Genomic DNA, 22,646 nt, shown 5'->3' with positions numbered 1-22,646 from the left:
TCTTAATCCTGCGTGAGCAGATTCTTTGGAGTGCCTGACGGAGGCGGACAGCCTGTTTAGCTGTTACGCCCGTGGCGAATATGCAAGACACATTGAGAATTACCGAAGTTTTTTACTCGTTGCAGGGTGAAACGCGAACGGCTGGCCTGCCCACCGTTTTTGTACGCCTGACCGGTTGCCCTTTGCGCTGCGGTTACTGTGACAGCGCTTACGCCTTCAGTGGCGGGACTGTGCGCCCTCTGGACGACATCCTCCAGCAAGTTGCCGACTTTCGTCCGCGTTACGTATGTGTGACAGGTGGCGAGCCGCTGGCTCAGCCCAATGCCATTCCTCTGCTCAAGCAACTCTGTGATGCTGGCTACGAAGTCTCGATCGAGACCAGCGGTGCGCTGGACATCTCGGCAGTCGACCCGCGCGTTAGCCGCGTTCTTGACTTGAAAACGCCGGGCTCCAAAGAGTCCCATCGCAACCTCTACGAAAACATCGCTTTGTTGACGCCTAATGATCAGGTCAAGTTCGTGATCTGTTCGCGGGAAGACTACGACTGGGCGGTATCCAAGCTGATTGAGTATGGTCTGGATCGACGGGCGGGCGAAGTGCTGTTTTCGCCGAGTCACCATGACTTGCCGGCCCGTGATCTGGCTGACTGGATCGTGGCGGATAACCTGCCTGTACGTTTGCAAATGCAGCTGCACAAATATCTGTGGAATGACGAGCCGGGGCGCTGAAATGACCGAACAAACTGTTGTCACCGAAAAAAGAGCCGTGATCTTGCTGTCTGGCGGCCTCGACTCAGCAACGGTCGTGGCCATGGCTCGTGCTGAAGGCTATAGCTGCTACACCATGAGCTTTGATTATGGTCAGCGTCACCGTGCCGAACTCGATGCCGCAGCGCGTGTTGCACGGGATCTGGGGGCGGTTGAGCATAAAGTCATTGGCCTGAACCTGGACGGTATTGGCGGCTCGGCACTGACCGACACTTCGATTGACGTGCCAGAAGCTCCAAGTGAAGGCATTCCGGTTACCTACGTACCTGCACGCAACACGGTGTTCCTTTCTTTGGCGTTGGGTTGGGCTGAAGTGCTTCAGGCGCGAGATATCTTTATCGGCGTCAATGCTGTGGATTACTCCGGCTACCCGGATTGCCGCCCGGAGTTTGTTGAAGCATTTGAAGTCATGGCGAACCTGGCAACAAAGGCCGGTGTAGAGGGGCAGGGTTTTCGAATCCAGGCGCCTTTGCAAAACATGAGCAAGGCTCAAATTGTGCAAGCGGGTACAAAGCTGGGTGTGGATTACGCGTTGACAGTTTCTTGCTACCAGGCGGACGCCCAAGGCCAAGCTTGTGGCAAGTGTGATAGCTGCCGCCTGCGTGCGGAAGGCTTCGCAGCAGCCGGAATTATTGACCCAACCCGTTATTTTTGAATTATTTCGAATTTATTTCGAACAAGGTGTTGAATTCTCGTTAGAAATCAGTATTATACGTCCCACAACGAAGCGGGTCGTTAGCTCAGTTGGTAGAGCAGTTGGCTTTTAACCAATTGGTCGTAGGTTCGAATCCCACACGACCCACCATATCGCTACACCAAAACAGCCGGTCTAATCCTCAGGATTAACCGGCTTTTTTGTGTCCGGGATTTGGTAAGGCAAGAAAATGCGTATTCCTCCAGGCAGGGGCGGGTGTGATAACGCGACAGTTGTGAGGGGGTAATCACTTGCGGCTCTGTCGCCAGTGGCTTGCTCAGTGACTGAAACCTGAGGTTGATCATCTCGATACGGTCCTCGATCATGATCGCCTGTTCCTCGTCCACTGCATCCGGTGGGCTTATCAGGCTTGGCCGACCGCGTCAGAGGTGCATCGAGTGAATCCTTGTTGGCGGTGGTTCTCAGGCTGTTGGTGGGCATGGAGAGGCTGGCGAGCAGCATGGTGCGGGTTTGGTGTGGACGGCCTTGCGTGAGTGCGAGGGCGAGCTCGGTATCGATGCTTGTTCTGAGGCTTGGCACTCGTGTGCATGACACCCCAAAGGCAAAGCGACCAGTTTTATGGTCGCTTCATGGCGGTCAACTGGACGCAACTCATGCTCAAGGGGTTCAAGCCGGTTGGCCCGCAATCAACCTGTGTTGGCGGACCTTTTTTATGGAGGGCAACTACCGGATCCCCAAAACGGCCCGGATGAGTCGCTATCCAGTGCCAGTTCAATCGAGGATGAGAAAGATTTAAATCTTTTCAATGACTCCATTGAACAACCCTTTCAGCTGCTCATTGCCAGCATCTACTAGATGGTTGTCATCGTAGTACAGAGGTACACCGTCCCTTGAACCCATGCATTGTCCGTTTGGGCAAAGGTATGGGGTTGGGTCAATAACCTTGGCATTGCACTGCTTTGCCGCGACTTCAATGGCGTGGTTGGCTATGCGATTACGTTGCTCGTAGTCCTGCAGTGAAACAGTGATGTCCGATGAGGACTGGAAAATGCGTTTGTGCAGGTTCAAGCCTTTGTAGATATTGAACGGCATTTCCGGGATCGGTTTGACGATATACACAGGACGATTTTCTGCGATAGCACACACAACCTTGGTGTACTCGGCGGCGTATGCATCGGCAAATGACTGACCCGTCAGGTGCTCCTGGCCCGGGAAGTACACGCGGTAACTATTGCCTCTGCTTGTATCGGTGTACATGGCCGCTCTACTGAACAGAACGACGGGTACACCCTGGTGTGAGTTTTTCAGTGCCAGAAGCTTTTCGCTGTTGAATCCGTGGCATTTGCTCTCCAGATCTTTGTCATGCATTGCAAAGTTCTGCAGGGTTGGGCAGCCCCCGCGGGCCCAGGATAAGGCTGCCTGGCCATTTTCAACCTGGACAGCCGCAGCAGTCGATTGGGCGTGACTGTCACCGAATAAAATGACAGACACGTCGCCTGAGCCCAGTTTGCATTCGGCGGCATTATAGGGATTGGAGATGCACTCTTGTGTGTAGAGGCTGCTGGTGTATTCGGGTTGGCCGAGGTCTACATAAGCAAACCGAATGCCAGGATGGTCCTTGGCGACGGAGGAGATGATGGCCGCGAAGCCGACCATCAACACGACAAAGGATGCATATTTGAAGATCGTCCGGGGTGCCGTGATGATTTTTCTTGTCTTCGATTCAATCAGGTAGAACGAAAGGGCTCCGAGCACGAAAGACATCACGATCGCCGCCAGTACATGCGGCCAGCTGTTTAGCAGCCCGCATGTAAAGAGGAACACGACTAGCGGCCAGTGCCATAGATACACGGAGTACGAGATGGTTCCAGAGAACTGCAAGGCGCGGCTATTACTGAAGGCCGACTGAGTATTTGCGATGATTACCAGCGCGGTGCCTAGTACGGGCAACAGGGCCAGGTATCCCGGCCAGAGGTCCTGCTCGGAGAAACAGAAAATACTTAGCAGGATTGCGCCTAGCCCGAGCCCTTCAAGTGTGTAGCTGATTCGTTTACTCAGTTGCAGCGGGAACAGGAATACCAGCCCGCCGACGATCAGTTCCCAGGCGCGGGTAGGCAGCATGTAGAACGCAAAAACCGGATTGGTATTGGTCAGATAGACCGATGCGCCCAGCGACCCTAGCGCGAGCAATACAAGCGCCGTTTTGGTCTTGTGTATGCCCAGGAACTTGTAGAGTGCCATCAGCAGCACGGGGTAGAGCATGTAGAACTGCCACTCGACCGACAACGACCAAGTGTGCAACAGCCAGTTCTCGTGCAGCGGTGCGTCGAAATAGCCTCCGCTTTTGGCGAACATGAAGTTGGAGCTGAAGAGCAGGCTGCTTTTGATTGCTCTGATCAGTTCCCGGTAGTCATCAAGGGGGAAATAGATAAAACCGAAGATCAGCAGCGCCGCACACAGTGTCAGCAGCGCCGGGACAATTCGCCGTGCTCTGGATGCGTAAAACGCTAATAGAGAGAAATTTTGCTTCTGGAGCCCGCTGACGATGATCCCTGTCATCAAGAAGCCGGATATAACGAAGAAAATATCGACCCCTGAAAACCCGCCGTCGAATCCTCCAATCTTGAAGTGAAACAGCACGACGGAAATAACCGCAAGTGCTCGAAGCGAGTTTATGTTTTTTCGGAAGTGCATTTGTGTGTCCATGATCACAGTTTTAATAATATGGCATTATAGTGGCCATCATAGCATGTTAGAGCCCAAAAGCGCTGTATTCCAAACTACAAGAGATATCACATGTCGAGCTTTTCCGCTCGCTAGTATCCGGAGTAGTGATTACTTAAAGAAAGATTTGTAGTGATTTTTTTGGCTGTGCAGGGTGTGCTGAAGTGGTTTGAGTGCTTGTGATAGAGCGGGTGCGCGCGCTTTATTTGGTGGGTTCATCTCTGTGGTGAATGCTTGTAAGTTGACAAGAATTTAAGCGGTATATAAGAAATATAATGCGCTGTTCGGAGGGTGGTAGTTGAAAGTTTATCTTCGTATGAGTGTGACTTCATAAGTAATGACTCCCCGTCAGGTACCCGTGGCGGCGCATATTTTCTGTTGAGTTGAACGTGTAGCCGCGGAACTTGTACTTAAGCAAGGTAGTTAGGCAGGGTAAATGTGAAGTAGGAATTGATTCACCTGAAATTAGGAAATTTCCCGCGATCGCAGCCAGAGCCATGGTCTTTTGACAGTAGTTTAATAGCAGCCTCACTACTGAGGGGTATGTCATGGCTAAGGATTTGATGGTTTCGTTTCGTGACGAGGTGCTTCGCAAAGGACTTGAATCCACTTTGTCCTGCAACTTGAATGACAAGTGGCTGGAGCTGTTGGCTGCGCAGTTGGAGGCGTACTTTGAGCGCGATGTCGAGGAGGCACTGTCTCTCCCGTTCGCCGCTGTGCTGCATATCTTGTGCTCCAAGAGTGGAGGCGAGGCCATCACGGTCTCACAAGACAAGCTGTTCGATCACCTCTGTGATTACCGTATTGAGTTAGGGCTTGAAGAGATAAGGCGAAAGACAGATTCAGCTAATGAGCCAGCCAGTTTGCAGACGATTTTTACCAACCGCGCTGTCACGTTTCGTGGCGCAGAAGATTAATCGGCCACCATCGATTGCGGTGAGCCGATGCTTGATTTGCTGGCCCCTGTAGACGCTGTCACCGGGCCGGTGACATGAGCGTCAACTCGGGCCTGGATATCCTCGGCACTTATCTGTGACGAAGATTGAGAGTGCTCACCTGCGACAAACCCCGGCCTCCTCCCGTCAGAAAACCCTGACAGAAATATTGACCAGACACGTCCTACAGCGTTAACTGTATATTCATACAGTTAATTAAAGGCGTGCGTCATGAGCTTTACACTCTTGGGCCTTCAGGCTGAAGGCGGCGTCCGTTTACCCCTTCACGCGTTCAAGATGTCTGCAGTTTTCCCGTTACCGGCTGCTGACGCTTGCTCGAACGGGGGGGTGGTTACTCACAGCGTGCGCCGCCATGGTCACTAAGCCCAGGCCGGTTTTTGCATTGATTGACTGCAACAGCTTTTATGCCAGTTGCGAGCGGGTATTCCGACCGGACCTGGCGAAAGTTCCCATTGTGGTGCTGAGCAACAATGATGGCTGCGTCATCGCTCGCAGTTACGAGGCCAAGCCCTTTGTGAAAATGGGTGAGCCTTATTTCCAGATCAAGCAGCGCCTCCAGCAGGAGGGGATCGTTGCGTTCTCATCGAACTATGCGCTGTACGGTGACATGAGCGAGCGGGTCATGAGCCTGATCGAATCCATAGTGCCGGCAGTGGAGGTCTACAGCATCGATAAGAATAAGTTGCATACTATGGACGTCTAAAGTTAATTTTTGTCCCCATGGACATTGATGCTTGTTCTTACAGAGATTTCCCTTGCCTACCGTCGAACACATTCACTTCAGTCCGCATGACCTTTCTGTCAAAGACCGCATGATTACCTATTCGCTGAATAGCTCCCGTGCAGTGATCGAAGGATTACCACAAATATTCTGGGAAGACGGCTTGCCCTGGAGAGAAGCCAATCTCTGGGCTATGGAAAGAGTCACCAATGGTGAGGCACTCCTTAAGACCGTTTCTAGCAACCTGAACGGGCTGTTGAACTACGCGAAGTTTTTGGAGAGTCGCAGGCTTCAGTGGTTCGAGTTTCCGTCTCGAAAGGCTGATCGATGTCTTGTTCAGTACCGCGGGGCGCTTATCAAGGCTCGTGATGCTGGTAATATCAGTCCTGCCACGGCTTCCGAGTACATGCGTAACTGCATCAGTTTCTACAGGTGGGTTAGGAGGCGTGGCCTTCTAAATCCACTATTGCCGCTGTGGAAAGACAAGCGCTATTTCCTCAAATACTTTGACCAGGTCGGCTTCGAGCGAACGCTAGCTGGCACCACCACCGATCTGGGTATTCCAAACCGACAACGCATTGGGATCACTTTGGAAGGTGGGCTACTTCCTGTGTCTGCGGTTGATCGAGACACCATTCTTGATTTCGTTAAACAGAACGCCTCACCCGAGCTTTATCTGATGTTGGCTCTAGGTTTCTTTACGGGTATGCGACTAGGAACGATCTGTGACCTTCGTATCGATACGTTGGAGCGTGCCCTACATGATCCGTCTGCTAAAGGTCTGCTTCTAATATCCGTAGGGCCAGGTGTGTCGCCGCCCGTGCACACCAAATTTGGTGTAACTGGCCAGGTATGGATTCCCGAAGCGTTGTGTTCAGAAGTCTTGGAGTACGCCAAGGGTCTTCGCAGGTTGACTCGCGAGGCATCTGCTGCTGGCGAGCATCAAGACTTAGTGTTCTTGACACGTTTCGGAAACCCTTTCGGACGTCGCAACAGTGATCAATCCTCGGCCATAAACGTTGAGATGTCATCGCTTAGAAAATTAGGCATCGCGTCGGGCATCAAAGCGCTCAGGAAGTTTCGTTTTCACCAATCCCGGTGCACCTTCGGAACTGAGCTAGCTATGCTCGCTTTAGCAAATTGCACTGATGTGGCGATAGTGATTGCGATGGTCAGCAATGCATTGCTGCACGGTCGAAATTCGGAGGCCACCACCTTCAAATACATTAAGTTTGTGCAGGCCGCACCAGCTAAGCAGGCCCTTGCGAACAGCTTCATGACTGCGTTTACAGGAATTGCTTCAAGGCAGGGAGCAAGCAATGAGTAACCCGACGTCTTTAGACCTGACGTTTCCAATGCTTGAGTACGGGAAAACCGAGACGCCATGGGATTTGGCACCGCTTTTATACAGCGGTGGTGCTGGGGCAAAAGTGAAGACCGTGCGCAGTGAAATCACATCAGGTGTTTTAGGTGATCTTTTGCTGGAACGGGTAGAGCTTGTGAAGGAGCTTCATGACGGTTTGACCGACGATCTTGTCGGCGGGGGGAGCCGCTTTTCGGCAAAAAACAAGATTGGTGCGTTGAGGAAGTTTTTCCAGTGGGTGGATCAGTGCGAGCGTCCGTTGAGCATTGATACGGTCACGGAGGAATACCTGGGGTGGGCTGAACATCTTTTACAGCGTCATCGCGTGGAAGGATATTTAACTGCCGGATCGTTATATGACGTGGCAAGTTTAACCGCGACGATGCTCGACCAAGTTCTAGGCCGAAGCTCGACGCTTCTGTACAGCACCCGAATTCGCAAGCCTAGAGGCAACGGAAAGGCCAGTAATGGGGGCGCTGATAAGCAAAGTTTAGAAGAGAGCTTTTCATTTGGGCAATTAATTGCCGACGTCTGTACGTCCCTTACCTATGAAGCTACGACGGGGCCGCTTCCCATCCATGTAGAATTGCGGTCGGGTTCGTCGCTATCTATCTGGTGCGGCTTGCGCGATACAGAGAAGGCAGCGTCACGACGGAGCCGACCTCAAACCAAATTCCAGATTGCGGACATCCTTCGAAACCGCGAACTTCGGAACGCTGACGTTTCAATCGAGACTCGATACCCGGCGGTGAATCTACGAATCGAAGCCGAGTTGCTGATGTTCATCGCACAAACCGGCATGAATTTATCCCAAGCGCATCAGCTTCGAATTGACCAATACCATTACACGAGTCATCTCGATGGTTACCAAGTGCGGTCTTACAAAAATCGCCGTCAGGGTGAAGTGCTGTTTGACGTTTTCTCAAGCTATAAGCAGTGGTTCGAACGCTACATTGAGTGGCGAAACACGTGGTTTCCAGACGATCTAAATGGACTTCTTTTCCCTCTCGTCCGTCCTGGGGGGCGTCTCATTTTAGAAGCTCCCCAGTTCACGGCTACTGCGCGCGTTTGCACCGATTCAAAGGTTCGATTCGTTCGACCTCGTAAGCTCCGGGGTGCGCGTATTAATTGGCTGTTACGTGAGTCGCAACGCCCCGAACTGGTGGCCGAAATCGCACAGCATACTGCTGAAACTTTGATCCGTGTGTACGCCGAACCCAATCCGCAAATTGCGATGATTGAAATCACACGATTTCATCGGCAAGCAGATCCCGTAGTTTGCTCACCTGCTCCAGGTACTTGTGTCGCGCCGATACCAGAATCGGTCGTGTATGCTCCGACTAATGCTCCTGAACCCGATTGTATTAACGCAGCGGGTTGCCTTTTCTGCGTCAATCATCGGGATATTGAAAGCGAGGATCACGTCTGGTCTCTGAGTAGTTTGCGAGTGCTCAAGAGCTTGGAGCTAATTAGATATCGCCCAGCTTGCAAGGATAGATCTGACGAGGCTGACCATCCAGCGATGCTCGCAATCGAGCGTCTGAGTGCGAAGTTACGGTTTTTTCAAGAAAGTAGCGAGGTGCGTCGGCTTTGGGTGGATGAGGCACTGGCCCGCATAGCTGAGGAGGACTATCACCCAGCTTGGGACGGATTTATTCGGCTTGCGGAAGTTACAGCGGGGCCTTCTCTATGAACATGCTCACGACGTTAGGGCTTTCTATCGAGTCACCTCTCGCTGTTCCTGGGGCATCGAATTACCGTCCAGAGAGCTGGCCTCCGCCACCTGATTGGCCGGTCGTAATTGATGAACAGGGCAAAGTAATAAGCCGTTGGGGCGATCCAGTTTGGAGGCTTGATCCATGGGCCAAGAAGGCAGTGACGCTGAACTTTGGTGATGGGCCAGTTAAAAAATCAACGACGCCAATTAGTTCAAAGAACGCAAACTTACTTCGAGTCATTACTGGCTGGTGGCTATACGGGCCTTACGGCGCTCGTGGCTACAGATCCATTAAAACGCGTTTCGATCAGATGCGGCGGCTGTTTGCTCTTTGCGAGGAGGCAGGAATACTTGCCAGCGAGTTAAACCACTATCCACGCGTATGCGAACGGATCCCTTCCTTTCTTAATACTTCAAGAAAAACCGAGTTTCTGACGTTAATGCATGAGCTTTACGCGTCAAGAGATGCTGTAGGGTTTACGTTGCTGGATCCAAGCTCGCTAACCCGTCTGGCTGCGCTTTTTCCAGCTCATCACACAGCCCAAACACCGTACATCCCTCCACGTATTTGGCGCTATCAAGTTACTAGGCTGCGAGAGTGCCTTGATGACTTTCTATCCCATCGAGAACAGGTTGAAGCTTGTTACCGATTCTGCTTCGCGGCTTACGAACATAATCAGAGGGTTTCAGAGAGAACGGCGTGCGTAAACGCCCCACCTTTTTGTGGCCATAACAGGGATTTATCAGGTTCTGAAACTGGGCTTCGCTTTTTCGGCGCGTTTCCAGATATCGCGAAACGCTTCGGCATCTTTGAGCTACTTGAACGTTGGGTGGGTCGAGGTAGAAACTTGCAAGTAAACTCGTTGACTAGCTATCTGAAACTGGTCAGCCGCGCGGGATTAGCTTACATCCTTAACTTCAGTCTCATGCGGGTCGAGGAAGCATGGAATCTTCGAGCCGGGTGCCTTGACGTCGAGCACGACAAGAGCTTGGGCGACATTTATTTGTTACGTGGGCAGACGACAAAAACCATCTCTGATAGTGACGCCCTTTGGGTCACATCCCCATCTGTGGCGGTCGCTGTGAGGGCGATGGAGGTGATCTCTCTGTTTCGCTCACTACATGCATCTCACTCAGAAGTAAGTGGTCTTGCTGGGCGTTATTTGAACGATTCTTATCACGAGCCCTGGAGCTCATTGCGCAATAAAGGTGATCACTCACTGAGACCGAGCATTCCGCCATATTCCGACCTCTTGGCGCAGTACGGGAAGCTCTTTGACTTAGAGCATTTGCGTATCACAAATGAGGATTTGAAGTTGGCTCGGCTAGCTACCCCTACACTGCCGGAGGAGTATCAAGTGGGGGCAGTCTGGCCGTTGGCGTGGCATCAATTGCGTAGAACTGGGGCAGTGAACATGCAAGTTTCCGGGCTCGTAAGTGTTGCTTCGCTTCAGTACCAGCTTAAGCACATCACTCGAGCGATGAGCCTTTACTACGGACAAAATCACTCGCGGCTGCGTCTAGAGGAGAAAGCTCACACTCTGTACGTTCGCACAATGTACGAGGCGCTTGGAAGTGAGTTACAGCAGCTTACGAGTGAGCGTTTTGTCAGTCCTCATGGAGACAAACGAAAGGCTGAGATCGTTCGGCTGATTTCGCCAGAGGATGCGAAGAAGATGATTGGTTTGGCAAAGAAAGGCGCGATCGCCTGTCGTCCGATAATTCTTGGCGTTTGTTCGAGTCGCGAACCTTGTCCATACGGCGGAATTGACAACATTGCCCATTGCGGGGGCGGTGATTCAGAGGATGCAAAACCTTGCCCTGATGTGCTGTATGACTCAGAACGATTGGGTGTAGTAGATGATCTTGAACATGTACTCAAAGAGCGGCTTGCTACTGCTCAGAATGAGAGTCCGCTAATGGAATCGTTGATGGCTCAACAGCGAAGCGTAGAGAGCTTCCGTCGTGTTTTAGGGAGCGCAAATGGACGTTGAATTCCCTGCTCGCCGCAGCGCGGCTGATCAATATCGTGATGCTTTTGAGCGCCTGAAACTCAATAGGCCACAGCTTCTACCGAAGGGGACACTGGTCACTCAGAACAACGTGGCCAAAGAGGCCGGGAGCGATCCTTCGGCACTTAAGAAATCTCGTTTCCCGAGTCTCATTGCAGAGATAAAAACCTACGTGGAACAACATGCGGAGGAGCGACCTCCTTCGTTGAACAAGGTAAATCTTCTCGCCCGCCAGAAAAGCCGCGCCCTGCGTGATCGGATGGAGCAAGTTGCCCGGCAGCGCGACCAACTCGCAAGCTTATTGAGCGAAGCGGATGCGAAAATCATTGAGTTGTATGACCGTATCGCTGAGTTTGAGCGGCGGTTGCCTGCGTCAAATTTAATTTCGTTGGATCCGCGCGGGCCGAGAAAGCTTTGAGATAACAGCGCGCATGCAGCTAGTCGCTTGGGCATTGCCGATCTGGAGCGGCAATTGCCTGCCTCAATTGTCCTATCTATAGATCTGCGGGGCCGCAGAAAACTTTGATTCCACCCGACGGAATTGCCATTGGCCGGGATTGACCGGCCGACAAATCAAGGGTTAACTGTATGTATATACAGTTTTCTCTGGGCTTTACATTATGACCATCACCTTCTTAGGCACGCCGACGGGCGGCGCTACAAGGGTTCCTTCTTACTCCTTTCGCGTGTCGGCCGGCTTTCCATCCTCGGCACCCGAGAACTTAGAGAAATTTATCTCTCTTGATGAGCTGTTCGATCTGCGAGCCCCCCATGTCTATTTGGTCAAAGTGGAAGGCGACAGCATGCAGGGTGCCGGCATTTTCTCGGGTGACGTCGTCATCGTGGGTCGAGGCCGTAACGCTGAGCAGGGCGATATCATCATTACCGCAGTGAACAATGAGCCGGTATGCAAGCGGTTGCATCGCCGGGACGGGCTGGTAATCCTCAAGTCGGAAAGCCCAGATTATCCCGCCAGATACATTCTCGAAAGTGACGACTTTCTAGTTCGGGGAGTGGTTCGCTTCAGTGTGCGCGATCATGCACAGTGAAAAAGTGTTTGCGCTGGTCGATTGCAACTCATTCTATGCGAGCTGTGAGCGCGTCTTTAGACCAGATCTGGCCAAGACCCCAATCGTAGTACTCAGCAACAACGATGGGTGTGTGATAGCTCGATCCTACGATGCAAAACCGTTCGTAAAAATGGGCGAACCATATTTCCAGATTCGAGACAAACTGAGGCAGCACGGAATCGTGCCGTTTTCCAGTAATTATGCCCTGTATGGCGACATGTCCGAACGCATCATGACCATTCTGGAATCTACCGTCGACTCCTGGGAGCGGTACTCAATCGATGAAATTTGGCTAAGCATGGGCGGTATGCCCGGTAACCTTGAGGCGTTCGGCCGTGATCTTCGGTCCCGCGTATTACGGTGCACGAGCATCCCGGTCGGTGTTGGAATAGCATCCACTAAAACCCTTGCCAAGTTGGCCAACCACACCGCTAAGCGCTTGCAGACTCAAACTGGAGGCGTTGTAGATATCCGTGATCCTTTCAAGCGAGACTGGGTTTTGCGTAACACCGCGGTAAGGGAAGTCTGGGGAATTGGTAGCCGAATGACAGCGCACCTAGAATCTATGGGCATCCTGAGGGCTATGGACTTGGCAATGGCTGATCCCAAGATGCTGCGGCAAAAATTCAGCGTGGTGGTGGAGAAGACCGCCCGTGAACTGGCGGGCATATCATGCTTGGACGTTGAAGAGGTTGAGCAGCCAAAGCAAGAAATCTGCTGCAGTCGGGCATTCGGCAAACGCCTCACAGAGATTGAGCCGATCAAGCAGGCAGTGGCCACTTACGTTGGGCGTGCAGCGGAAAAACTCCGAGCTCAAGGTTCGATGTGCAAGCGCATGCGAGTGAGCATCCGCACTGGTATGTTCAATCCTGACGAGGCCCATTACGCCCAAGGAGTGATGGTAGAACTGCCTTACCCGACATGTGACACCCTGCTCATGACTCGAATGGCTACCGACGTAGTGGCTGAAATCTTTCGTCCGGGCTTCCGTTACAGCAAAGCTGAGGTGCTTTTGATGGATCTGAGGCAGCCAGGTGAATTCACCGAAGATCTGTTTGCCCCCAAGCAATCTTTAGAAAGCGTTCGGCTGATGCAGGTCATGGACAATATCAACGGAAGATGGGGCCGGGGCACACTGCGGGCTGCCAGTGTTCCAGTATCACCTGACTGGGGAATGCGCCGTGAAATGATGAGCCGATCTTATACGACCAAGCTGGACGAACTTTGGATTGTGCGCTGCGATTAGACGTGTCAGCGGGCGAGGGATTCTCACTGCCGTAAAATTCACAGTGCCATGAAACCAGTTCTGAAGCTGGGATTTTCAGATGGAAACGTTAGCCATTTTCACCAGGTAAATACTCAGTAGTTCGAGTGGCCACCAACGAGCCATGCAGCTTCTGGCCACAGCAAAAATGTCGAGTCCTTTTTCCTACCATATCGATACCGAGTTTTGGTAGAACTAGCGATGGTAGCCAATTCGCCGCCTTGGCGGGTAACTACACTGACGTGACTACCATTTGCATTACCACTGACCAGTCAATTGCATTCGATTTGACCAGCACCCACCGAGTGACGATCGATAGCGAATGGTCAATAGCTGCCGCTAGCCTAAGCTATGGGGAGGTAAAGTGTCTGCGTTCATTTGGCGGGCATAGCGGCAGTAGTGGTCGACCGCACCATGCACTTCAACACCAGCCGCAATCGCGCCACAGAGATGTGTAAGGTGTGTTGAGCGTCCGCTTACAGTACTTTTTCTGAATTTTTAGGTGAAATAGGTGCGAATATGCTCTAGCTATTCTTGAATCGCTGGTGTTGGCGCGCCGGCTCCACAATTCAAAAATTAATCTGGCCGCAAGGAAAAGAAATCTTTCCGTTAATGACTTAAAACACTGTTAAAGGAAAGAAATGCTTCCCTTACGCGACCCGTGTACCAAGCGTTGAGGCTGTATGACGGTTAGCGGATGGGGAACTCACTTACCGAGTAGCCATCATGACTGGGATAAGGTAGGTGAGTTCGCCGATGGTTACGATTCGCGCCCTTAAACGAGAATCACTCATGCCCACCCCAGTATCCCCTTGTACGAAAATGTAACCTTGATAGATATCATAATGGTATCAGCCTACTACCCGCTCCTAGTTGACCTTGCACGACACAAGCACTGCCTGACGTATGGTGAACCTGTTCAGCGCGCGAAGTATCGGCCATAAGCGGACAGTGATACAAAGGTAAATTTGTCCACTTTCCCCAACATATCCCTTTGGGAAATGAGTTGACCATTAAGTTAATCTTCCCGCTATGTGCCTGCGCTTGATAAAAGTTGCCACTAGTATGATAGCATTTTGCCGCTAAGCAATGGAGTGCTAACCTCCGCTGAAACGGATGGTTTAGGCGCCTAGAATGCCGGCATCGGGCATTTCCTTTAGAAGCGATTAGGCTTTCTTTCGGGATGAATTAGATCCCACTGACATTGTGTTCGCGAAATCACCGCTAGCAGCGCTGCTGCGTTATGCAGCGGCTATTCCGGTATGGTCGAGTCAAGTCAAGGAGCAAGCGATTGACGACTATAAATGTTCAATTTCGCAGCGATGAAGAAGACCGCGAGCTGCGAGAAGAGAACCCTGAAACCCCTGAGCTCTTCGCTTTTGACTGCGGCCAACTGCCCTTCGAACGGATGGGGGATGCCCATTTTGAGCTGCTCCTCGCAGACCTCTACGCTGCGCGAGCAGAGGATGGATCGGCGGACTGGTATGACAAAGCCCGACGACTAAATGATGGGGCTGATCAAGGGCGTGATGTCATCTTGCTCGATGATGGCAATCCTGTTGGTGTGATTCAGTGCAAGCGCTACAACGGCATCGTTTCTCTTCCAATGATCATTCAGGAAATTTGCAAATTCTTCCTCTACGCGACCATCAAGCCCGGCATTGCATCAGCACCAGGTGAGCCGTTCCACTATTACGTGGCAGTTTCAGATCGAGCGGCTGGTAAGCTCTTCGAGTTCATGGAAGGGCGCGGCAGGCAACGCTTCGAAGTCCTTAGAGCAGAATTCGAGGAAAAAGCGCTAGTTGCACGCAAAGCATCCGCTACTCTCAGAAAGCATGCAGCCCTGAAAAATCTGAACCAGGACCAACTGTGTGATTTGATCTGGGCTAGGATCGACAATCTACATACCGCCCTTCACAAAAAAGACGACCTCTCACGGATGGTTGGTGCCTATCCCCACATCAAGTCCACCTACTTCAAGCTTGAGTCCGACTCAGCACAAATCGTAGGTGAGCTGAAAGCGTTTCTTCAATTACGCAATCTTATGGTCAGTAAGGAGGACGAGGGGCTTATCTCCGGAATCCGGACTGAATACATCAAGTTAAAACTCGGTCGCAATCAGCGTTTCAATCTCGGACTCTTGCAAGGTGCAGATCTTCTGCCTTTCATGCGAACCATGCTCCTGCCCAAGACCGGAACGCTGTTCAATAATTTCGGCTCGCTTCCTGTGATTTTTACAGGCGGAGCCGAGGCAGCGGATCCGGGTGATTGGGCAGAACTTCACCAGCTCGTTGAAACATATGATAGCCAGGCAGTTGTGTTCGTAGGCTGTGGCGGCGTGACTGGGGCTCAGCTTGCTGTCTGGAAAAATTCAGATGACATGATTTGGATTGATCCAGAGTGGGATCCGGCTCCGCTGCAGAATTACAGAGCAGGTTGGTGTTGGGTTAAAGATCCTTCGCAGGGTATTTTCAACTGCTATGTGCTCGTAGAAAACGAGACAGGCGAGGCGGGGCACGGGCACGGCGAAGTGTCGCTTCGCCTAGCATTTGAAGATGTTGTTGTCTGGCCGACCTTGGGTAATGATTTTACAAACCCGATTTCAAATGGCAGATCTCCTCTACGACGAATCATGGCTAGCCAGAAAGAGGACAGTTCGAAGCGGCCTAATCTTGTCATCGCCTCTATTAGCGTCACCAGCCTCGAAAAAGTATTGACCTCGGTGTCAGATCACTTTGGTCAGCGCATACACTCGACGATTACCACGGCGATTGCCAATAGCAACCGTGTCGGGGCGTGTCCTACCGAACTGTACAGTGCTACAGGCATTTTTCCCGCGATTGATGTCGAGTTCGCGACTCGACCTACCCCGGCAACCGTTAATCCGCCTGGACGTGTTATGCGTCGAAGCACCAGCGGTGCTCTCACGTTCACACTCGACTGGAATGCAGATCCGACCCTGGCTGCTGTAAAGGCCCATCGCTTGGTTGCGGGTGCTGTTGCAGACGATATGCAACCGATGTCGCTTGAATTTCATGAGCTCTTCAATCGCTATCCTCCATTTCCTGGCTACCTCCCTGCAGTGAAAACAGAGCTGGATCTACTCAATACCTTGGTGCAAGGCGCGGGCCTACCTGATTACTCGGGGTTCACCTACCGAACATGGTTCGGTGTCAAAGCGGGAGAAAATTTTCCACTGGAAGCGCTCTGCGCATCTGGTGAATGCGTTATGAGAACAGTTCAGGCGCTGAGCTACCTCAAGGTACCGCCAGCCAGCCAGTGGGTCTGTTCTCCCGACCTACAAGGGCATATTCGGCATGACGACCCTGTGCATGGGGAGGTCAACCTTATGGCCTGGTCAAACAGGAACTATCCCGTCAGACAGATGGAAGGTGATCTTTTCGACTGGGCTCGACAGCCGATTGAGCATCCCAGCCTGATCGTCTTCGCACAGGGGAGAGGGAGCGTCGCGGACAAGAAGCCCGGCGATGGGCGCTACGATTACACCAGTCCGCCTACTCCCAAGGGATCAATCACTGAGCCCGCGATTGCGAGAAACGTTTATATGTTCAGTTTGGACGATATCGAATCGGTGTATGACGATCCGTTAGCTCTGTCGCCCAATCAATTCATGGAAGATATTTTTGTCCGAAAGGGGAAGTTAGATGCTCAATGAGTTAATTGAAATCATAGGGCGTCGAGCTGAGGATGCTGGCTTCTCCAGAACCTCCACTCAGCAGTACTTATCGGACGCGAATCAAAACTGGCAGGATGGTGCGATAGGGAATCAGCTCGGGTATTGGGAGTCGTCCTTCGCCTCTATTTTATTGGTCAATATCACCACTGATACCGGTGCCGATGCGATGCGTCAGGCCAAGATTGCGGAGACGTTCTTAGATGCTGCGATTGTCCAGCGCGAGCGCTCAGGTCTCGTTATTGACGGCTATCTTGTGATCGCCTCTACCGAGGTCAATGATCAGTTCAAAGCGTTTATTCTGGATGTCGAGAGAGATATCAGATTTGTCAGGAAACATGTTGTTACCCGGGGTGCTGATGGTTGGGAGCGCTATGAGCGAATCACACCATTAGGTCTGGAGCGTATTGAAGATCAAGGGGGCGCGGTAGTCTTTTCTTCCGAGAATACCGACTACCTCCAGCTTGTAGAGCTACTGGCGGAGGTAGACAGTCAAGAGCTTGCCCAAATTCACGGTAAAGAATGGAATCTCAATGAATAACCTGCCTATCAAGTTCCTTGCCGTTACCATCCAGAATTTTCGGGGTATTCCAGATGAGTTGGTGGTGCCGTTGGATGCACCGCTAACCGTTATCCATGCGGCCAACGGCACAGGTAAAAGCACCATTTGTTATGCTTTGGAATGGTTGATCACCGGCAAGGTCGATGATCTGAACGGAGCGGTATTGGAATGCCAGTGGGGGAAGGGCACTACTACAGTCTCGGCAAAGTGCTTGATTGACGGGAAGCTTCACGTACTAACCCGAACCAATAGCTCATTGTGGATGACCTTAGAAGGCGAGAAAAAGAAAAAAATTAACGATGAGGTTCTGTTGGAGATGCTCACGCCTGCGTCGATTTCAGGAAAAAGCACGATCGCATTGCGAAAGGCGAAACGTGGGTGGTTGCGCAATAGCCGGTGGCTTTATTCAAACTCCCTAGCCTTGTTGATTGATAATAATAAGGCGGACGAGCGTCAACAAATTTTTGCAGACATTCTCGGTTTTGGTCATCTCACCAGCACCTTGCGAGATTTACGCGATTACAGGAAAGCACTTCCCAATACAAAGGGGCTAGCGGACAAAGTTTCTAGCGTAAATACTGAAATTGAAACGCTTAAAGCATCCCTGACCATCAGCTCTCCTGCCAAAGACGCCTCGCAAAGTAACCTAGACGCTATTTTCACAGCGTTACCGCCAGCAGTAGAGGGAAGCATTTCTGAGCGGCTAAGTGCAGCTCAGCTACGTGTTAAATCGTCCAGTCAAAAGCAGCAGCGAGAGATGGCGGTGCTGAACACCGTGTATCAACAGTGGGCGCCGTACCACAGTTCTTTACAGCAGATTGGGACTCTTCGTCAGTCAGTTGATGCCCTGACGCAGGAGCAAAAAAAGGCAAGCGAAGATCAGGTGGGTCGAGCATCAGAGTTGTCTGAAGCCCAACAGAAAGTCTCTGACGCTGAGCGATCAATTAAATGGGCTGATGACAGCCTGCTGAACCTTCAGGGCTGGCAATCAGTTTCTGTTGCTCAGGGTGTGGGAGAGTACTTTCAAAAAGCTGATCAAAGCCAGGCCGAGCTCACGGCAGCGTTTGTGGAGCTGGGGTGGAGTTCTGATCGGCAAGAACAGTGGAAAGAGGCGACTGCTTTGCTGTCCGCAAACTTCCAAAAGATTATGGAGTTGGAGCGTCAGAAAAGTGGTATGTCTGCCAATCCAGTAGCGCCTGCGATCGATTATGAGGAGAGGGTTCGACTGGCCGATGCGGCAAAAAATGTGCGTGTTCGGGCAGAAGCGCACTTTGACGCGTTCTCTAACGTTTTAGGAAAACTAAAGGCTATGGGTAGTGACGTTGCCCATACTCATGATGATGCCCACTGTCCGCTCTGTAATTATGATTGGCGCACCACGGATAAACTTCGTAAAGAAATATCCTCGAATATGGAAGTACTTGCGCCGGCCCTTGAAGCTGCCGCAAGTGCACTCAAGCTGGCTCGTCAAAATGAGCTAGAGGCCACTAAAGCCCTGGCGCTAGCTGCGTCCCAGAAGTCAGCGTATGACGCTTATTTGGCTCGGTATAACTCCGTTGGCCATGAGTTGCAGTCCTTTGCAATAAGGACTAAGTATTTAGAAGTCATGGGCGTTCAGGACTTCTCTGAAATGCATTTGGATGGCCTTGCTAACTTGAATAGTAGGGTGACTGCCGCAACACAGCTAAGCAGAATTTTTACAAAGCTTGCAGAGGTAGAGACATTCTTCGGCATTATTCCTGCAAACGGTGCGTCAATACGGGTGTCGAGCGCCGTCGAACGCTTGGGCGGCTACAAGAAACATTTTCAGGATCAATTCGATCAATACGAGCCGGCTAGAGCTCGCCTTGTTCTTGTTGTGCAGGGACTTATACAAGCCGTTCAGTCTAAGGCGAACGAGATCGCGGGCCTTAATACGAGTCTCGCAGCGGCAATAGGAATCACCAGTAGCTTTGATTCCCATTGGCGCGAGCTTTTTGGTGATCAACCCGTTTTGGTTCAATCTTACGACCTCATGCGTCAACATCTAGGCCAGCGAGGAAATGAGTTAACGAAATACTCCAGCATGCTCGACCAATGCGAAGCTGTTGTGAGTATTGATACCGACTCGGTAAAGCTGAAGAAGCTTGAGCAGGAACTGGGTGAGTTGACCAACAAGCTGAAAATTGGCACAAACTACATTGCTGAAGCAGATCTAGCGATTGAGCAGTATGCCTTGCATGTAAAAGATTTCACTGCCTCTAGCCTCAAGCCACTGCTTAGTCCCGCAGCTGAGCTGTTTTCTAGAATGCACGCCAACGAAGTCTACAAGGGCCTGGGCGTCTCAGAAGGCGAAGATGCGTTGAAGTGGACAGTCTTCGCCGAAGGCCATGAGCCTGCGTTGGACGCAGAAGGGAAGCTGAGCCAAGGGCAGCGCCAGGATCTGGCATTGTCGCTGTACCTAGCCAGAGCTCGGAATACTGGAGGAAGCTTCTTCCTCGATGAGCCTATAGCGCATTTGGATGACCTTAATCGAGTGGCTATGTTGGATATTTTCCGACTGGTGGCGACCTCAATGCCGTCCATGAGCCTGATTTTGACTACTGCCAGTGATTCGCTGGCACGGCACATGGCTCAAAAGTTTTCGAGCATCACGGACAAGCACTTGTTGAACATGATTCATTTGGAGGGGAACCCACGGACTGGAGTCAAGATGACGGTTCAGCGCAATGCAATGTTATCCAGCCAACCCGTCTAGGATGTTATGAGGTGGTGAGCGGCATGCCGAGCCCATCCCTCAGCTTCAACTTAATCAAAATGCGCTGAATCGCTCATGATTTAGTAGATACGTCGAAGCCCAGTATAGGTCGAGTAAAGTCCGTTTCTAGACGTTTTCTGCCCGTAGCGAGAGGCAGAAAATGCCCGGTTGTGTTGAAAAATTCGGTTCTTTCAGGCTGCGCACGTACTGACTGCTTAAAATGCATTTTTTGCGCGCAGCTACGCGAAATGTGAGCCCGGAACCACCTGTTCAAAGTAAAGATTTAAATCTCAGTCGCGTACTTTTCTGCCGTGGAAACCATGGCCGACTTTTTCAACAGAATCGGCCAGAAGCGGTCACTCCGTTTCTCTGGGTTCCGAGTGGACCGCTGCAAGCAGCCTTACCCCCAACATCCTACGCTGAGCCGTGCCATTTGTTTTTTGAAAGAGACTTGCTTTCTCTATTTCGTACTGTGCCAATGTACCTGTGATGTAGTCATCCAAGCTCTTTATCCAATGGCCATTGCTGCAGAAGGAAAATGCTTTTCCCCAACCCAGAATTACTCGATCGAGATTCTGTAGCGCGCCAGAGTAGGTCCCTTTTGGGAATATATCCCCAGCGTCACCACTGAATCTCATCATGCGTATCGATGCGTCTAAATCGGACTTGATCCGTTTCTTGAATCGCTCCCTCGTGCCTGCAGACGGCTGAACCAATCCTGCCGAAACAAAGCAGCCCAGGAAATCAAATCCTTTAGCTGTGGTGCCCCTTGAGGCTTTGTCGCTTGCGGCTGAGGGCCGGTATGCTTCTAGTGAGAGCTTTTTGAGCTCAGTCTGTGCTTTGCTAAAAGCACGGTCCACACAGCCCATATCTTTTCCGAGGATAAGGAAGTCATCGATGTACCGAAGACAGGTGACCTCACCATCGTTGATGGTTTTATCAAAATCATGGAGATACAAATTGGCTATGAGTGGTGATAGGGGAGATCCCTGGGCTACACCCTCCACCCCAATGGGGAAAATCTCATCGAGCCCCTGTCGCCTAAGCACGTCAATATTTGCAAGTTCTGTGGTAATAGCTGCTTGAAATAAAGCAACTGTATCTGGGCATTTGATGTGAGGAGCCAAAAGTCTCATCACATGAGCCTTATCAATTCTAGTGAAGAACTCGGCAATATCTGACCTGATATGGAAGGTGGCTCCTTTTGCAATAGCTGCTTTCGCGTCGGCTATCGCCATCGAGACTCGTTTGTTTTTTATGCCTCCATAGCTCGTAGGGGTAGCCAGCGTTTCTTTCACGAACTTAATACGGGACAAGGCGTCGAGTAGAGCCCGCTGGACGATCCGGTTCGGTATAGGTGAAAGCACAATCGGGCGAGAATTTCCGTTGGCTTTGGTTTTTGCCACGCCGGTCTGCTTTTGGAAGGTAAAGGTCTTCTTGGATAGCGCGCGTTGAATCTCGGAAAGCGACTTGGGGAGTCGACTCTCGAAATCCTTGGCTTCGTTTCGGATAGTTTCGGATGATGAAGAAAAGGCGCTTTCCTTGACCTTCCTCCAGGCCGAATACAACGAATCCCCGCTGTAAATCCTACGGTAAAACGCCGAGGCCATAAAAACTCCTTGTTTGTTGGGAGACACCAGTGAACTCTCACCCAACTGCTACAGAGGACCTCCAACCTTCGGGAGACCGCGAAGCCTTAACGGCGATCTTGGTCGCGACCCGGACAGCAACCTCCGAAGAGAGATGGCTGGCGTCTGTCAAACTTGGTTCAGTGCTGTGAGGCGGCTGCACCAGCAAGCAGGCGAGGCTGATCGCAGTCACGAAACCCCGTGATGCGGCGAGCGCCAAGCTGGCACGTTTTTGCATAAACGCATGATTACCCCCAAAGATTCCGTCAAAATACGATAAATCGCAGCTTTTTGGGCCTCGCGGTTAAGCTCGCGCCATGCGCCAGGTTGGCACGTTTTTGCACGACCGCATATTGTCCTCCGAAGCCCCCGCCAAGGTGCAAATCGTACCTTTTTGGGGTTCGCGGTCAAGCGCGCGCCGTGCGGCTGAACATCGAACACCGCGCTGAAAATAAAGCTGCTAACCGTCTGGTGACCCCAACGTACAGACAGAGTTACGGTTATTGACGCAGCAGTCGAGTGGTGTTCTTTACCTTCGGGAGACCGCGAAGCCTTAACGGCGATCTTGGTCGCGACCCGGACAGCAACCTCCGAAGAGAGATGGCTGGCGTCTGTCAAACTTGGTTCAGTGCTGTGAGGCGGCTGCACCAGCAAGCAGGCGAGGTATCCCGATGTTAATCAGCTACGCGGCCAAAAGCCACCTATTTGGCGGCTCGTTTATTGTAAAGCGATAGGACGAGGATTGGGTGCACAAGATTGCTCGCTTAAAAAATCGG

Annotated in this window: 14 protein-coding genes, 1 tRNA gene and 1 pseudogene; 14 read left to right on the top strand and 2 right to left on the bottom strand. The window is 51.6% G+C overall.

Going from position 1 to position 22,646, the window contains the following annotated elements; all coding sequences use genetic code 11:
• Positions 1 to 80: 80 nt before the first annotated feature.
• The 3 genes from queE to VSQ83_RS17235 all read left to right on the top strand — a co-directional run bounded on the left by queE (position 81) and on the right by VSQ83_RS17235 (position 1,572).
• The gene (gene queE, locus VSQ83_RS17245; protein WP_133077401.1) at positions 81 to 728 is read left to right on the top strand and encodes a 7-carboxy-7-deazaguanine synthase QueE; all 648 of its coding nucleotides are present in this window, start codon (positions 81 to 83) and stop codon (positions 726 to 728) included.
• A gap of 1 nt (position 729) precedes the next feature.
• Complete coding sequence (queC, locus tag VSQ83_RS17240) at positions 730 to 1,422, top strand: 7-cyano-7-deazaguanine synthase QueC (RefSeq protein ID WP_133077402.1); 693 nt, start codon at positions 730 to 732, stop codon at positions 1,420 to 1,422.
• Positions 1,423 to 1,496: 74 nt separating this feature from the next.
• A tRNA-Lys gene (locus VSQ83_RS17235) sits at positions 1,497 to 1,572 on the top strand.
• A gap of 642 nt (positions 1,573 to 2,214) precedes the next feature.
• On the opposite strand, the gene VSQ83_RS17230 is transcribed toward VSQ83_RS17235, so the two are convergent.
• Positions 2,215 to 4,116, bottom strand: coding sequence for an acyltransferase family protein (locus VSQ83_RS17230; RefSeq protein ID WP_326399016.1), 1,902 nt, complete (start codon positions 4,114 to 4,116; stop codon positions 2,215 to 2,217).
• 578 nt (positions 4,117 to 4,694) lie between these two features.
• Here VSQ83_RS17230 and VSQ83_RS17225 point away from each other — a divergent pair.
• The 11 genes and pseudogenes from VSQ83_RS17225 to VSQ83_RS17175 all read left to right on the top strand — a co-directional run bounded on the left by VSQ83_RS17225 (position 4,695) and on the right by VSQ83_RS17175 (position 20,242).
• The gene (locus tag VSQ83_RS17225) at positions 4,695 to 5,063 is read left to right on the top strand and encodes a hypothetical protein (RefSeq protein ID WP_326427249.1); all 369 of its coding nucleotides are present in this window, start codon (positions 4,695 to 4,697) and stop codon (positions 5,061 to 5,063) included.
• 391 nt (positions 5,064 to 5,454) lie between these two features.
• Positions 5,455 to 5,778: pseudogene (locus VSQ83_RS17220) on the top strand (Y-family DNA polymerase); the annotation flags it as partial.
• Between the two features lie 58 nt (positions 5,779 to 5,836).
• Positions 5,837 to 7,150 (top strand): site-specific integrase, encoded by a 1,314-nt coding sequence (locus VSQ83_RS17215; RefSeq protein ID WP_326427248.1) that lies wholly within the window; start codon positions 5,837 to 5,839, stop codon positions 7,148 to 7,150.
• The gene (locus VSQ83_RS17210; RefSeq protein WP_326427247.1) at positions 7,143 to 8,879 is read left to right on the top strand and encodes a site-specific integrase; all 1,737 of its coding nucleotides are present in this window, start codon (positions 7,143 to 7,145) and stop codon (positions 8,877 to 8,879) included. Before VSQ83_RS17215 ends, VSQ83_RS17210 begins: the two co-directional genes overlap by 8 nt.
• Complete coding sequence (locus VSQ83_RS17205; protein ID WP_326427246.1) at positions 8,876 to 10,897, top strand: hypothetical protein; 2,022 nt, start codon at positions 8,876 to 8,878, stop codon at positions 10,895 to 10,897. Before VSQ83_RS17210 ends, VSQ83_RS17205 begins: the two co-directional genes overlap by 4 nt.
• Positions 10,887 to 11,333 carry a hypothetical protein gene (locus VSQ83_RS17200; protein WP_326427245.1) on the top strand — a complete coding sequence of 149 codons (447 nt, stop codon included), beginning with the start codon at positions 10,887 to 10,889 and terminating at the stop codon, positions 11,331 to 11,333. The genes VSQ83_RS17205 and VSQ83_RS17200 overlap by 11 nt, the downstream gene beginning before the upstream one ends.
• A gap of 202 nt (positions 11,334 to 11,535) precedes the next feature.
• Positions 11,536 to 11,964 carry a LexA family protein gene (locus tag VSQ83_RS17195; RefSeq protein ID WP_326427244.1) on the top strand — a complete coding sequence of 143 codons (429 nt, stop codon included), beginning with the start codon at positions 11,536 to 11,538 and terminating at the stop codon, positions 11,962 to 11,964.
• Complete coding sequence (locus VSQ83_RS17190) at positions 11,954 to 13,231, top strand: Y-family DNA polymerase (RefSeq protein ID WP_326427243.1); 1,278 nt, start codon at positions 11,954 to 11,956, stop codon at positions 13,229 to 13,231. The genes VSQ83_RS17195 and VSQ83_RS17190 overlap by 11 nt, the downstream gene beginning before the upstream one ends.
• Positions 13,232 to 14,540: 1,309 nt before the next feature.
• Positions 14,541 to 16,925, top strand: coding sequence for an ABC-three component system protein (locus VSQ83_RS17185; protein ID WP_326427242.1), 2,385 nt, complete (start codon positions 14,541 to 14,543; stop codon positions 16,923 to 16,925).
• Entirely contained in the window at positions 16,915 to 17,484 is a 570-nt protein-coding gene (locus tag VSQ83_RS17180; RefSeq protein WP_326427241.1) for a hypothetical protein, read from the top strand. Before VSQ83_RS17185 ends, VSQ83_RS17180 begins: the two co-directional genes overlap by 11 nt.
• Positions 17,477 to 20,242 (top strand): AAA family ATPase, encoded by a 2,766-nt coding sequence (locus VSQ83_RS17175; protein WP_326427240.1) that lies wholly within the window; start codon positions 17,477 to 17,479, stop codon positions 20,240 to 20,242. Before VSQ83_RS17180 ends, VSQ83_RS17175 begins: the two co-directional genes overlap by 8 nt.
• A 356-nt stretch (positions 20,243 to 20,598) precedes the next feature.
• Here the strand turns inward: VSQ83_RS17175 and VSQ83_RS17170 are convergent, their stop codons facing one another.
• Positions 20,599 to 21,852 carry a reverse transcriptase domain-containing protein gene (locus tag VSQ83_RS17170; protein ID WP_326427239.1) on the bottom strand — a complete coding sequence of 418 codons (1,254 nt, stop codon included), beginning with the start codon at positions 21,850 to 21,852 and terminating at the stop codon, positions 20,599 to 20,601.
• Positions 21,853 to 22,646 lie beyond the last annotated feature (794 nt).

The sequence above is a fragment of the Pseudomonas sp. DSV-1 genome (genome assembly GCF_035830915.1).
Lineage (GTDB): Bacteria > Pseudomonadota > Gammaproteobacteria > Pseudomonadales > Pseudomonadaceae > Aquipseudomonas.
This window is presented reverse-complemented; position numbering and strand designations above follow the sequence as displayed.